This window comes from Chloracidobacterium validum (assembly GCF_018304825.1).
Classification (GTDB): Bacteria; Acidobacteriota; Blastocatellia; order Chloracidobacteriales; family Chloracidobacteriaceae; genus Chloracidobacterium; species Chloracidobacterium validum.
On the sequence record NZ_CP072648.1, the window covers coordinates 825,432 to 839,615 of the forward strand.

Genomic DNA, 14,184 nt, shown 5'->3' on the forward strand with positions numbered 1-14,184 from the left:
ACTTAGGGTTCAAGTCCCAGCGCCCGGAGTTTTTCCTTCAGCCGCTCCACTTCAGCCAAGGCGGCTTCCTTGGCGGCTCGTTCGCGTTCTTTAGCGGCTCGTTCGCGTTCTTTGGCGGCTCGTTCGCGTTCTTTGGCTGCCCGCTCTTGCTCGGCAGCGGCGCGAACTTCGGCCAGCGATTGAAACGGCGTTCCGTCGGGATAGAACAACCGCAACTCACCGTTGACCATTCGGAAGCTGATCCCCAGCCGCGGACTCCGCCAGCCATCCATGTCATCAATCGCAACCAGCGTTTTCCCCTGGCGCTGCCACCCCTGCAAGTCACCGGTCGGCACGTCATAGGCGTAGTACTCTTCCACGCCGTATCGCTCGTAAAAATCAAACTTTCGCGCTTCTTCATCGGGTTTGTTTGAGATTGACCAAAACTCAAACACGACTTGGGGCGGGATGTTATCTTCCTTCCACTGCAAGTAGCTCTGCCGCCGAAACCCACGCACCGACGGCGGTCGCCCAAAGGCCACCAGCACGTCCGGGGCGTGACAAATCCTGGGTTTTCCCTTGACCGGATACCAGAGGATGTCACTTCCAACGAAGTCGTTCGGGAACAGCACTTCCAGATTGCTGCGGGTCTGCATGATGTAGATCGCATGCAGGTCAGAGTTCGACATGGGTTCACCATCTTCGGCCGGGTAGTACACCCCTTCGTCATACTCTGAAAAGGGATTGTCTCGTTCTCGAGCCAACTTGGGCAGCTTGGGCGCTGCGGATAGCAAGGTTGAGGACGTCGGCATCGGGGAACCTCCCGCTCGGCACGTTGGGCCGTGCAGTGGCGCGGCCCGATCTTTCTGTTCGTGATTCTAACAGCCTGACGCAACCCAGCGGCGCGATGCCTCAGGCGCTTTGGCGGGCGCGGTCGTAGGCCTGCACGATGAGTTGCACCAACCGGTGCCGGACGACATCCCGGTTGGTGAACTCGACGATGGCAATTTCAGCAATGTCCCGCAAAACCGTTGTCGCCTCAATCAGACCCGACAACTTCCCGGCCGGCAGGTCAATCTGGGTTGCATCCCCCGTCACGACGACGCGCGAGCCATAGCCGATGCGCGTCAGAAACATCTTCATCTGCTCGGAAGTCGTGTTCTGGGCCTCATCGAGGATGATGAATGCCTCGGCCAGCGTTCGCCCGCGCATAAACGCCAGGGGGGCCACCTCGATGATGCGCTTTTCGAGCATGCGGCTGATTTTATCCGGGTCCGCTAGGTCAAACAGGGCGTCGTAGAGCGGACGCAAGTAAGGGTCAACCTTGTCCTGTAGGTCGCCGGGCAAAAACCCCAGTTTTTCACCGGCCTCAACTGCCGGGCGGGTCAGAATGATGCGCGAAACCTTTTTTTGCCAAAGGTAGTGCAGCCCCATGGCGACGGCGAGAAAGGTCTTGCCCGTGCCGGCCGGACCCATGCCAAACACGAGTTCGTGGGACTGCAAGGCTTCGAGGTAACGGCGCTGCGTCGCGGTTCGCGCCGATACCATCTTGCGTCCGGTCGGGTTGAAGCGGTAGGTCTTGGAAAAAAAGGTCTTGAGTGAGGACGTTCGGTCGTCGGCAATTTGCTTGAACGCCTGGCGTAACTCCTGGCTGGACGGTGCCGCGCCTTCTCTGACCAGTTCGGCGAAGTCGGTGAGAATTGCCTCGACCACGCCGATGTCCCCGGCGTCGCCTTCGATGGTCACTTCACTACCACGCGCCCCGATGCGCACGTTCAGGAGCGTTTCAAGGTAACGGATGTTTTCATCGTACGACCCAAACAGGGCGTCGAGTCCATCGTCGGGGAGCGTCAGTTTTCTCAAGCCATCACCATTCTCTGGTAGAGAGCATCGTAAGCCATCAGCGTGATTGAGTGTGCCCGCCGCCTACTATCTTGAACCCACGGCAACGTGTCAACGGCGGCCGGTTTGACTTGCGCCAGCCATCCGGGTGTGCTTTTCCATTGGCGACAAGCTGGTTCGATCCAGCGCCCAAAGTTACCAAGAATCTTTGCTTACGAAAGGTTTGACGCCGTGCGTTACCTCGCCTGCACACTTACCGCCGTGGTCGTCACGGTTTCTCTATCGGTCATGGCCCAAACAACTCACCCAACCCCGCCGACAGCCAAAAAAGAACCGCGCGTTTTTGAACTGCATGGCGACAAGCGCGTGGATGAATACTTCTGGTTGCGCGATGACAAGCGCCAAAACCCCGAAGTCATCGCCTACCTCGAAGCCGAAAATGCTTACACCGAAAGCGTCATGGCGCCGCACAAGGCGCTGGAGGAAAAGCTCTACCAGGAAATGCTCGGACGAATCAAGGAAACCGACTTGAGCGTTCCCTACAAGTACGGCGGTTTTTTCTATTACTCCCGAACCGAGCAGGGCAAGCAGTACCCGATCTACTGCCGCAAAAAAGGCTCACTCGAAGCTTCAGAAGAAATGTTGATTGACCTCAATCAACTGGCCGAAGGCAAGGCGTTTATGGCGCTCGGCGCATTTGCGGTGAGTGACGATGGCCGCCTGCTCGCCTACACGACGGATGACTCCGGCTATCGGCAATACCGGCTGCACGTCAAGGACCTGACCACCGGTCAACTCCTGCCCGATACGGCCGAGCGCGTGACGAGCGTTGAGTGGGCGGCTGACAACCGCACATTGTTTTTGGTGGTGGAAGACCCGGTGACCAAGCGCTCCAACAAACTCCTGCGGCACACGTTGGGCGGCGCTACCGTCGAAATTTTTGAAGAAAAGGACGAGCTTTACAACCTCGGCCTGGGTCGCACCAATGACCGGCAGTACCTCATTGCGCTCTCCATAAGCGCCACGACGAGTGAAGCTCGCTACTTGCCCAGCCGCCAACCCGATGGTGAGTTTCGGGTGCTGTTTCCGCGGGTTGATGGTATTCGCTATTTCGTTGAGCACCGCCGGGATGAGTGGTTCATCACCACCCAGGATGGCGGCAAAAACTTCCGGGTCGTCCGCGCGCCGGTCGCCAATCCGGCGAAGGAAAACTGGCGTGAGTTCGTGCCGCATAGTCCCAGGGTGAAGATTGACGCGCTCAACCTGTTTGCCAAGCACGCTGTTTTGGAAACCCGCGAAGACGGACTCGAAAGGTTGACGGTTTTTGACCTAGAGAGTGGCAAGTCACACCGCATCACGTTTCCCGAAGCCGCCTACACGGTTGGTGGCGCGACCAATGCGGAGTTTGACACGACGAAATTTCGTTATGCTTACGAGTCGCCAATCACACCACGCTCGGTCTATGAGTACGACCTCGATACCCGCGCCCAAACCTTGCTCAAGCAAAATGAAGTCGTGGGGGGCTATGACAAAGGGCAATACGTCACGAAACGGTTGTTTGCCACGGCAGCGGATGGCACAAAGATTCCCCTGACCGTTACCTACAAGAAGGGCCTGAAACGAACGGGCAAAAATCCAACGCTGCTGTATGGCTACGGCAGCTACGGCATCTCGATTCCTGACGGGTTTTCATCCAACCGGTTGTCGTTGCTCAACCGCGGCATGATCTTCGCCGTTGCCCACATCCGGGGTGGTGGTGAAATGGGTGAGGAATGGCATGAGCAGGGCAAGATGATGCGGAAGAAAAACACGTTCACCGACTTCATCGCCTGCGCCGAGTTTCTGATCAAGGAAAAGTACACATCGCCCGACCGACTCGCCATTCAAGGCGGAAGCGCCGGGGGACTGCTGATGGGGGCAGTCACCAACCTGCGGCCTGACCTCTTTCGGGTGGTCATCTCGCAAGTTCCCTTTGTGGACGTGATGAATACCATGCTCGATGCGACCCTGCCGCTGACGACCGGCGAATATATCGAGTGGGGCAACCCCAATGAGAAGGCCGCTTATGACTACATGCGTTCCTATTCACCCTATGACAACCTCAAGTCTGGGGACTATCCATCCATGCTGGTCATAACGGCGCTCAATGACAGCCAGGTGGCTTATTGGGAACCAGCCAAGTACGTGGCTCGCCTGCGCACGCTCAAGCGTGACCAGAACGTTCTGTTGCTCAAAACCAATTTGAGCGCCGGCCATGGCGGGGCATCGGGGCGCTATGATGCCTTGCGTGAAACGGCCTTTTACTACACGTTTCTACTCACGCAATTGGGCGTTGAGAAATAAACCAAGGACACCCTGCGTCTATGCTCATCAAACGGCCCGCCGACATCAAAAGCTCGGAAATTACCCCGGAGCAGGTGTATATCCACCGGCGGGCCTTCCTGCGGCAAGCCCTGGCGCAGGGGGCACTGACCGTCGGTTCGCTCGCGGCAACGACCGGGTTGTACTACCTGTTTGCCGGAGCGAACCGGCGGCCGCCGGCCGGTCTAGGTCCGGCCAAGTTGTCTGCCACACCGGTGCGCGACCCAGCCCTGACGGCCGACGAAGCCCTGACCGACTACGACGACATCACGCACTACAACAACTTTTATGAGTTTTCGACCGCCAAGCATGATGTCGCCTACGAGGCGCGGGCCCTGGTGACGCGCCCGTGGACAGTCGCGGTTGAAGGGGATGTCCACCGGCCGCGCGCGTTTGACCTTGACGAACTCACGCGCCTGTTTCCACTCGAAGAACGTGTTTACCGGCTGCGGTGCGTGGAAGGGTGGTCCATGGTGATTCCGTGGGTTGGGTTTCCGCTCGCAGACTTGCTCAAGCTGGTCGAGCCACTGGGGAAGGCCCAGTTTGTCGCCTTCGAGACCCTGCATGACCCGAAGCAGTTTCCGCTTCAGCGTGGGCGGCTGCTCGACTGGCCCTATCGGGAAGGGCTGCGCCTCGATGAAGCCTTCCATCCCCTGACGTTGCTGGCGGTTGGGCTTTACGGCAAAACGCTCCCGAATCAAAACGGCGCGCCGCTGCGGCTGGTCGTGCCGTGGAAATACGGCTTCAAGAGCATCAAGTCCATCGTGCGCATCGTCGTCATGGACCACATGCCACGCACCACCTGGCGGGAAGCCGTGCCACGCGAGTATGGGTTTTATGCCAATGTCAATCCCCAGGTGAGCCATCCCCGGTGGAGCCAGGCAACGGAACGGCGGATTGGCGAATTCACCCGGCGACCAACCCTGCTTTTCAACGGCTATGCCGACCAAGTGGCGTCGCTTTACGCCGGGATGGACCTGCGGAAGTACTACTGATCTCCGGCAGGTGAAACGCCGCCCGTCTTTGGGCGGGATGGCGGGTTGGGTGGCGTCCCCTTTGGTGGTTCAAACCCGATTGGCTTTGAGGTCAGCCAGCGGGTAGTACGTGCCGCGCCAGGTGATACCGCCGGTGATGAGTGTCCGCAGCGTCGCGTTCCAAACGATGAACGCAAAGAGCCCAATCGTCGCCGGAAACAGTGGGACATGCCACCACTTGACGCCATGCCGCAGTGAGTTGTCGGCATAGAGCGCCAGCCCAAGCAGTCCGTTGAGCAAGTTGAGCTGCCACACCCAGCCGGTCGTCAGGAGCAGCGCCACCCACGGCCACCCAAACAAGACAAAGAGCGTCAGCGGTCCGGCAATGGCCAGCGTTAGGCTGTAATCCATCCCGGCAAAAACATTTTTCTCAAGACCTTTGATGAGTTCCCAAAGGGAGCGATACCACGTCACGGCTAGTAATCCACGTCCCGCGACCAGTTCTTGTCGTCCGCCGCTGCATTTGATGATTTTGCCGAGCTTCATGTCGTCATCGGGACGCAGGCAAATGACGGCATGGGTGCCGGCCCGGTCATAGGCCACGCGACGAACCAAGTTGAACGCTCCAATCCCAACGAAAACGCGGCTTTTGGGGTCACGCGCCCGCCAGGGGCGGACAAACATCGAGAAACACATCGTGAAGGTTCCGAAAAAGGCCGTCAGCCACACCCCAGGCATCTGAACATCCGGCCCAACCGCGACATGATCCAGTCCCTCGGTGACTGCAAATGCGACAGCACGGCGAACGACGCTCGGATGCATCACGATGTCGGCATCCGTGAAAAGCAAGAAATCGCCCTGCGCCGCCTGCGCGCCAACCCAGTGGGCGTGGTTTTTCCCCAACCAACCAGGTGGCAAGGTCGTTATGGTCACAACCTTGAGCGTCGGATGCTCGCGCTGGATTTGGGCGAGTATCGAACCCGTGGCATCCGTCGAGCGGTCATTGACGACGATGATTTCGAGCGCTGGATACTCTTGCGCCAGTAGCGAGCGCAGCGCTGGCGCGATGGTTTCCGCTTCGTTACGAGCCGCGACGATCACGCTCACAGTCGCATCGGTGCGGGCTTCCGGGGCTGTCACGTCCGCCAAAAACCGAATGGCCCGATTCCCGCGCCCAAGCGCAACGAGCGATATAGCCAGCACGGTGCCGGTGATGATCGCCAGCCATTGCATAACAGATTCAATCAGGATGAGTGACATAACAGTCTCCTTGGCGGCTGTCACACCGGCAGTCCCAGGCCGGGACAGTATCGAGGAAAAGCACCTCGGTATCCAGTCGGCTGGCGGCCAGGTGCCGCCACGCTCGGGCCTCCCACGGCACAGTCCTCGCCAATTTGTGGAGCGCAACGACTGTGTGTTGTCGGACTGGGCCGGCCGTGCGATATAACGTAGCCTCAGCTGTGCCGAGGCCTTAGACAGAAAGCGAGTGACGAAACGTTGTGATGCCTTCACCCTCAACCGTGCGGTCAAACCCGCCTAGCCTTGCTCTCCGTGGCGTCGCCGAGCAGTTGCAGGCGCTCGAAGCCGCCATTGAAACGGTCGTCCGTGGTAAGCACAGTGTTGTCCGGCTGGCGCTGGTCACGCTCGTGGCCGACGGTCACTTGCTCATCGAAGACGTGCCCGGCGTCGGCAAAACAACGCTTGCCCGAACGCTCGCCCGCACCCTGGATTGTTCGTTTCAGCGCATTCAATTCACCAGCGATCTGCTGCCGAGTGACGTGTTGGGACTGAGCGTCTATGACCAGCCAACCGGCCGCTTCGAATTCCGTCAGGGGCCGATTTTTGCCAATGTCGTCTTGGCGGATGAGATCAACCGGACGACACCCAAAACCCAGAGCTGTCTGCTCGAAGCCATGGCCGAAGGGCGCGTGACGATTGAAAATCAGACCTTTGACTTACCTAAGCCGTTTATCGTCCTGGCGACGCAAAATCCGGTCGAGCATCACGGCACGTACCCGCTGCCGGAATCCCAACTTGATCGCTTCACCATGCGGTTGAGCATGGGCTATCCCGCCGCTGAAGATGAGCGTCAAATCCTGCTTGGCAAGTCCCAGCGTGACCCACTGCTGGAACTCACGCCGGTGCTGGCGGCCACGGATGTGCTCGACCTGCAAGAGCGCGCCCGCGCCGTCCGGGTAGATGACGCACTGGTGGATTACTTGCTCCGTATCGTCAATGCCACGCGGACGTCGGAGTTGCTCGAAATGGGCGTCAGCCCACGGGGCAGCCTGGCGCTCTTTCGCGCGGCGCAGGCACAAGCGCTTTTTGATGGACGCGACTACTGTGTGCCGGACGACATCAAGGGGCTGGCTGTTCCGGTGCTGTCCCACCGCATCATGGTCAACCCCCGCTACGCCAGCGGCTCACGCCAAACCGACGACGCCCAATCGGCGCTCGATGACATCCTCAAGACGGTGGCCGTTCCGGTCTAAGCGGAATCTGGTCTAAGCGGAATTTGGATGCGCATCCCCAAGCCTAACGATTGGTCAGCAAGGGAACCCCATCGCGGATGATAACCCGCAATGGCTCCGGCGTCGGTTCATCTGGTGGAGTCGTCGCTGTGGGTTTGGGTGATGCTGGCTTGGTGGTGTGGTGGGATGGCCGCCCATAACGTGCCAGGATAGCTTTGACATAGTGCTTCGTTTCAGCAATGTTTGGCACTTGGTAGCCATTGCGGATGACCCGGTGCTCGCCAGCGTTGTAGCCGGCTAGGGCCAACGACACGTCACCATTGAACATGTCAAGCAGCAACCGAAGGTACTTGACGCCGCCTTCGATATTTTGACGCGCGTCAAAAACATTCCGCGTTCCCATGCGTGCGGCTGTGCCGTCAATCAACTGCATCAACCCTTTGGCACCGGCCGTTGATACGGCGTACGGGTTGAAGCCTGACTCCTGGCGTATGACTTCGACGATGAGTTTCGGATCAACGCCATATTTGGTTGCCATTTCCATAATGATGGCGTCCAGGTCTGGCTTACCGGTTGAAATCGGCGCCAGTGGCGCAGCCGGGAGGACATCGCCTTTGGGTGGCGGGGGAAGGGCGCGGCTCACCAGCACCCAGTTGCCATTCGCGTCCTGACGCGCAATTAGTTCCGCAAATGGCGTTTCGTCGGCGGAGGGCGCATCGGTTGGCGGCTTGGTTTCAGCCTGCGCCGCGCCGGAAAGCGGAGGGGCCGCGGCCCCTGTGACCGGGGGCGCATCGCTCTGCGCGGGCGCATCCTGAGCTGGCGTCACGGGAAGCGTTCGCGGTACGCGGAAGTCGTCATTGGTATGCGTCCGTTGGTAAGGCGCAGTCTCCTGGGCCACAGTGTCAACGCTCAACATCAACACACTGACCGCAACCAGAGCCGAAAACGGCCAGGACGGCAACCAAATCAAGCCAAGTGCTACCGACGCAGCGCGCGCCGCCTGCTGGATAATTCGATTCATCATAAGCCAAAACCATTCGGTGCTGGCTAGCTTAAGATGGACTTTCCAGGCTGTCAACGCGCTGGATGGTGCGCTGGTGTGCCGCGGCCACCGCCTGCCTATGCCGTGTCTGGATCGTCGTGAATGGTCCGCAGGCTCAGGATTTCAAAATGGCGCACGCCCTGCGGCGTTTGGACCTCAACTTCATCGCCAGCTTTTTTGCCCATGAAGCCGCGCCCAAGCGGCGAGGAGGTCGAAATCATCCCCTTTGAAACATCCGCTTCTTCCGGCATGACGAGCCGGTACGTTGCTTCGACATCTTTATCCAGGTCAAGGACGTGCAAGGTTGAGCCGTAGGCCGCCCGGTCACGTGGTAGGGAGTCCAGGTTGATGGTCGCCAGCGCCGCCAACCGCTGGTGGAGTTCTGCCACACGCGCGCCCACCAGGCGGACGCGCTCCCGCGCTGCTTGATACTCGCCGTTTTCGCGTAGGTCGCCATGGGCCGCGGCCCGCTGGAGTTCCCGCGGCAAGTCCACTTTCAGTTCCTGTTCGAGCTGTCGCAATTCGGCTTCTAGCTTTTCTCTCACGGTCATGGTCTCTGCTCCGAAAAATCCTTGGGCATCAAGACGTTGCCCTAGCATGTCGGACTGCTCTGGTGCTACATGTCAACCAGCCAACCAAGTTGACTTTCCCCGACTGGATAAATCTCACGCCAAGGCTTGTGGGGTGAATACTGGTCATTTATACTCGTGGCGTATATCAACTTCGGCAATACGCTCTATAAGCACGATCTTACCGATTTGGCGAACGCCTGATTGCCACAAGCGTCAAGCGCACCAGTTGAAGATGGATGAAATAGCGGAGTTGGATAATAACACAGTTTGTATTCTCACTGAGTAAAGCCTTCACCCGACGGGACCTATCACGAGGTGTTACCTCAGACCAAAACCCCTGACCCGGCTAGCGCACCAGCGACTGAGACCCTGATGGACTTCAGCAAGCTCCTCAATGCGATTCGCGGCAACAAGGCTGCCGACGCATCGGCAGCGCCCAAAGACCGCCCGGAGTCTGAGACAGTTATTCCGGTCGAGGTCTCTCCGACCGTGGCTGCGGCGGACCACCCCCCACCGCTACGCCCCTCTGGCGGTGTCGTGCAATCGCTGCTAGGACCGTTCACAGGTGGCAACCGTGAACCGGCCTCGGTGTCCTCCCAGCCACCCCAAGTCGCCAACGGGCCGCAAGCCGCCAACGGTTATGATGATGATCTGGCATCCGTGCTTCCGTCATCGCCTCTTTCATCGGCTCCGTCCATAACGGACAGTCCACTACCCATAAGCCAGCCAACCTCACTGCCTGGGTTGAGCGCATCCTCGCCACTTGACGGCGATTGGTTCGATGTGCCGTTTGGCCACGAACCACGTCCTGCTGCGACTGGTTCTGAAGTGTCTGTTCTGGACCTGCCGCCGGAGGCGGCAGCCCCTACTCCGGTCAACGCGCAAGCCCTTGAAGACCTGCTGATGACGGCGCCCTCGGTGGCTCCTCCAGCCGATCCGTTTGAAGTTTCCGGGAAAATCGATCTGAGCTGGACGCCCACTGAGACATCCCCACCGGAGACTGGTGTGCTTGATTCGTCCACCAGCTTGGGCGCTGGAATGGAGTCACCACCCTTGCCGTCGTCCGCGGTGGGGACGCCGACGGCGCTCTCTCCGCCTTCGATACCGCCGCCACCCATCATCAACCCCTTGGCTGACTTTGAAGTAGGTGGCTACACTGCGCCTCCACTGCCGACTGGGATTTTATCTTCAGGCGAAGCTCACACTGATTCAGGCGAAGCTCAGGCTGACCACCTGCCGGTCGAGGCAGCCGCGCCGCCAGCTCCATCTGACTTGGACCCGGCCGTGGAAGGTATGGCCCCGCCGCTGGGTCCTGCACAGGCGACCTATGCCGACTGGATCATTGAATATCTTGACGAAGCACTGATCGTTCTTGATGCCCAAAGCGTGATCTGCCAGCTCAACCCCATGGCCGAATACCTGCTCGGTGGGTCCCGGACTGACCTGTGCGGACGGACGCTACTTGACGTCAGCCAGCAGGCCGGCGACAACGCGCCCCTGTGGGAGCATCTGGCGGTAACCTCCGAGGCGCAGCAGTTTTCCACAACCGTCACCCTCCCAGACGGTCAGCCCATGATGGCATCGTTCGTCGTTTGTGACCTTCCGCCCCAATCCAACTGGACCGGGGGACGGGTCATTGCCATTCGTGATGAGACGCGCATCCGGGCGGAAGTTGCCCAAATGATGGAAACGTTGACACCTCCTCCACAAGCATCCGCCCTCAACGTCACACCGGAACAATTGGCCGCTATGCACACCTCGCTTCAGATGGTGCTAGGGTTCGCCGAACTGTTACATCGCGGCGAGTATGGCCCGATGAACCCCCAGCAGTTCGAGATGTTTCGCAATATCGAACACCACGCGAAACAGCTCGCCGGGTGGCTTGGGCTTCCGCAAGGGTAAATCGTGAGTATATTGCCGCGTCCGATGATGTTTGAGCCGCGAATGGAGACTGGAGTTCATGTCTGACTTGCGCGCCGTTGCAGAAGCGGTGGCTGGTCACGTCAGTGGTCAGACGTTCGAGGTCCGCCAGATCACCCATGTCGCCGGCGACTGCGAACCTGATGCCGTGTTTGCCGCGCTGCCTGGTGTCCGGGTGGATGGCCACGACTTCATCCCCGAAGCGCTCGCGCGGGGGGCGCGCGCTGTCCTTTCGGAGCGTCCGGCCCCACCGGACTTCCCAGCCGCCTGGCTGCAAGTTGCCGACGCACGGCGGGCCATGGCGCAGATTGCCGCCCTGCTGCACGGCCATCCCAGCCGCCACCTACGACTGGTCGGCGTGACCGGAACGAACGGTAAGACCACGACGACCTACGTGCTCTATGAAATCTTTCGCGCTGCCCATGGGCATGCCGCCCTCCTCGGCACGATTGAACAGCGCATTGACGACGACACCCGCCCGGCGCGTCTCACAACCCCTGAAGCTCCAGAGACGCAAGCCTTTCTCAGTCGCGCTTATGCCCGTGGTTGCCGCCATGCGGCAATGGAGGTGTCTTCCATTGGGCTGGATCGCCAGCGTGTTGCCGATGTGCGCTTTGCCGCCGCGATTTTCACCAATCTGACGCAAGACCACCTGGATTACCACGGCACGATGGAGCGGTATTTCGATGCCAAGCTCCGGCTCTTCGACGGCCGCAACGGTGAAGTTCCCGGCGTTGCCGTGCTCAACACCGACGACCCCCGGACGAGCGATATTATTGCCGCCCTGCGCCAGCGCGCACCGGTGATGACGTACGCCGTTCGGGACTCCGTCGCGGCCGTCCGCCTTGAACGGCTGACGATGCAACCGCGCGGCATGGCGCTGCGTGTCCAGACGCCGCAGGGCCCCGTTGAGTTGACGACCAAGCTGGTCGGGACGCCGCACGTGTACAACATTCTCGCCGCCACGGCGACGGCGCTGGCGCTGGACACCCCGGTGGATGCCATCGTTGCCGGCGCTGCCAGGGCCGTCGTTCCCGGTCGGTTTGAAATTGTCGAAGGCAGTGATGACGACCTGCTGGTAGCTGTGGACTATGCTCACACGCCGGATGCGTTGGCCAATGTCACAGCGACGGCGCGCGAGCTGGCCGCCATCCGCGGGGGACGGGTCGTGACCCTCTTTGGCTGTGGCGGCGACCGCGACCGCACCAAGCGCCCCCTGATGGCCGAAGCCGCGGCACGTGGCAGCGATGTGGTCATCCTGACTTCTGACAATCCACGCCGGGAATCACCAGAGCGGATCCTCGATGATGCCGAAGTCGGATTGCGCGCCGTGGGCAAACCTTTCCACCGGATTCTGGACCGACGCGAAGCCATTGCCTTTGCGATTCGGACGGCGCAGCCAAGGGATGTCGTGGTGCTGGCGGGCAAGGGCCATGAGACCTATCAAATTCTCAGCAATCTGACCATTCACTTTGATGACCGGGAGGAAGCCCGCCAGGCCCTGCGCGCACTTCGGGCGGACAACGGGACGAAGTTGAACTAGAGTGCGGCGCAAAAACCACCAGACATTGTCTTGGAGTGTACGCTGTGACCATTGCTGAACTTGCCGCGTTGCTGGGTATTCCGTGCCCTGAAGAACTGCGCGTGCTGAAACCCAGCGGGTTTTCGATTGACTCACGCACCGTTCGTCCCGGCGACCTGTTCTTTGCCATTCACGGAAAACGCTTCGACGCCCATGCGTTTGTGCCGGAAGTTCTCGCCCGTGGCGCATGCGCGGCCGTTATCCATCGGGACCTACCAGAACTGGGGGAGCAGGCTGCCACCCGCTGCCTGCGGGTCACGGACACGCTGCGCGCCATGCAGGACCTCGCCCAAGCCCTGCTGCGGCAGTGGGGGCGTCCGATTGTGGGCATCACCGGCAGCATGGGCAAAACGACGGCCAAAGACCTGACCGAACTGGCTCTGGCGCCCTTCGGACGCATCTACGCCTCGGTGGGCAACCTCAACAACGAGTACGGGCTTCCCCTGGCCGTCTTCAACATGCTTTCCGACGGGCGGCGCATGGACGACTACGACCTGGCCATCCTTGAAATGGGGATGAATGAAAAGGGCGAGATTGCCCGCCTGTGCGAGATTGCCCCGCCGGATGTGAGTGTTGTCCTCAACGTCGCGCCCGTTCACATCGAGAACTTCCCCGATGGACTGGAAGGCATTGCGGCTGCCAAGGCTGAAATCGTCCATGGCTTGAAGCCGGAGGGCACTGCCATCCTCAATGCCGATGACCCACGGGTTGCCCGGATGGCAGCGATTGTCCTGGGCCGGCGACAAGATCATGCCGGCGCACAGGTGATGTACTTTGGTCGCTGCGAAGCGGCGCATGTCACGGCGCTCGATGTTGAGCCGCGCGGCCTGTTGGGAACGACCTTCACGCTTTCGACCCTCAAGGGGACGGCCGTCGTCGAGTTCCCGCTGGCCGGCGAACACCATGTCAGCAATGCCCTCGCGGCGGCGGCCGTGGCGACGCACTTTGGCGTCAGCCCGGAAGCCATTGCCCGGCAACTCAAGCAGGCGCGCCCAGGCCCGCACCGGGGCGTCGTGCGGCACTATCCGGGCGGTGTGACTGTGGTGGACGACACCTATAACTCGAATCCGGCGGCGCTGGTGGAAGCCGTCCGGCTGCTTGGGCAGGTGCCGGATGCCACGCGCCGGATCGTCATTGCCGGTGAAATGCGCGAGCTTGGCGGGCATGCCGTAGAGATGCACCTTGCCTGCGGCGTTGCCATTGCCCAGTCCGGTGTGGATATTCTGCTCGGCGTCGCCGGCCATGCCCGTGACTTGGTCGAAGCCGCACGCGCCGAAAACGCGCGCCGGGACGGACGGCTCGTGACGGCGTTTGTTGAAACCGCCGCCGATGCGGGCGATTGGCTCGTCAAGCAGGCGCAAGCGGGGGATGTCATTCTCATCAAGGGATCACGGGGGGTACGGTTGGAGACTTGTCTGGAGGCACTGCCGGTTTAGGCGAC

11 protein-coding genes are annotated in these 14,184 nt (G+C 60.4%); 6 read left to right on the forward strand and 5 right to left on the reverse strand.

Annotated elements, in window-relative coordinates:
* Window positions 1-2: 2 nt before the first annotated feature.
* The gene (locus J8C06_RS03520) at window positions 3-791 is read right to left on the reverse strand and encodes a Uma2 family endonuclease (RefSeq protein WP_211429411.1); all 789 of its coding nucleotides are present in this window, start codon (window positions 789-791) and stop codon (window positions 3-5) included.
* 100 nt (window positions 792-891) lie between these two features.
* Entirely contained in the window at window positions 892-1,842 is a 951-nt protein-coding gene (locus J8C06_RS03525; RefSeq protein ID WP_211429412.1) for a PhoH family protein, read from the reverse strand.
* A gap of 210 nt (window positions 1,843-2,052) precedes the next feature.
* On the opposite strand from J8C06_RS03525, the gene J8C06_RS03530 reads away from it, so the two are divergent.
* Window positions 2,053-4,164, forward strand: coding sequence for a S9 family peptidase (locus J8C06_RS03530; protein WP_343216874.1), 2,112 nt, complete (start codon window positions 2,053-2,055; stop codon window positions 4,162-4,164).
* Window positions 4,165-4,184: 20 nt separating this feature from the next.
* On the forward strand, window positions 4,185-5,177 hold the full coding sequence (gene msrP, locus J8C06_RS03535; RefSeq protein WP_211429413.1) for a protein-methionine-sulfoxide reductase catalytic subunit MsrP: 993 nt from the start codon (window positions 4,185-4,187) through the stop codon (window positions 5,175-5,177).
* 69 nt (window positions 5,178-5,246) lie between these two features.
* Here the strand turns inward: msrP and J8C06_RS03540 are convergent, their stop codons facing one another.
* On the reverse strand, window positions 5,247-6,416 hold the full coding sequence (locus J8C06_RS03540) for a glycosyltransferase family 2 protein (RefSeq protein WP_246602073.1): 1,170 nt from the start codon (window positions 6,414-6,416) through the stop codon (window positions 5,247-5,249).
* Window positions 6,417-6,658: 242 nt separating this feature from the next.
* Here J8C06_RS03540 and J8C06_RS03545 point away from each other — a divergent pair, with 242 nt between their 5' ends.
* On the forward strand, window positions 6,659-7,648 hold the full coding sequence (locus J8C06_RS03545; RefSeq protein WP_211429414.1) for an AAA family ATPase: 990 nt from the start codon (window positions 6,659-6,661) through the stop codon (window positions 7,646-7,648).
* Between the two features lie 43 nt (window positions 7,649-7,691).
* On the opposite strand, the gene J8C06_RS15125 is transcribed toward J8C06_RS03545, so the two are convergent.
* Together J8C06_RS15125 and J8C06_RS03555 are read right to left on the reverse strand one after the other, a co-directional pair.
* Window positions 7,692-8,651: a lytic transglycosylase domain-containing protein gene (locus J8C06_RS15125; protein WP_246602074.1), complete on the reverse strand. Its 960-nt coding sequence runs from the start codon at window positions 8,649-8,651 to the stop codon at window positions 7,692-7,694.
* 95 nt (window positions 8,652-8,746) lie between these two features.
* Entirely contained in the window at window positions 8,747-9,220 is a 474-nt protein-coding gene (locus tag J8C06_RS03555) for a GreA/GreB family elongation factor (RefSeq protein ID WP_211429415.1), read from the reverse strand.
* A gap of 393 nt (window positions 9,221-9,613) precedes the next feature.
* On the opposite strand from J8C06_RS03555, the gene J8C06_RS03560 reads away from it, so the two are divergent.
* From J8C06_RS03560 to J8C06_RS03570, 3 genes are read left to right on the forward strand one after another with little or no spacing between them, the layout of a single operon-like run.
* Window positions 9,614-11,143, forward strand: a complete 1,530-nt coding sequence (locus tag J8C06_RS03560; protein ID WP_211429416.1) for a PAS domain-containing protein — start codon at window positions 9,614-9,616, stop codon at window positions 11,141-11,143.
* A 58-nt stretch (window positions 11,144-11,201) separates the two neighbouring features.
* Window positions 11,202-12,704, forward strand: a complete 1,503-nt coding sequence (locus tag J8C06_RS03565) for a UDP-N-acetylmuramoyl-L-alanyl-D-glutamate--2,6-diaminopimelate ligase (protein WP_211429417.1) — start codon at window positions 11,202-11,204, stop codon at window positions 12,702-12,704.
* Window positions 12,705-12,748: 44 nt separating this feature from the next.
* On the forward strand, window positions 12,749-14,179 hold the full coding sequence (locus J8C06_RS03570) for a UDP-N-acetylmuramoyl-tripeptide--D-alanyl-D-alanine ligase (RefSeq protein WP_211429418.1): 1,431 nt from the start codon (window positions 12,749-12,751) through the stop codon (window positions 14,177-14,179).
* The last annotated feature ends 5 nt before the right edge of the window (window positions 14,180-14,184 follow it).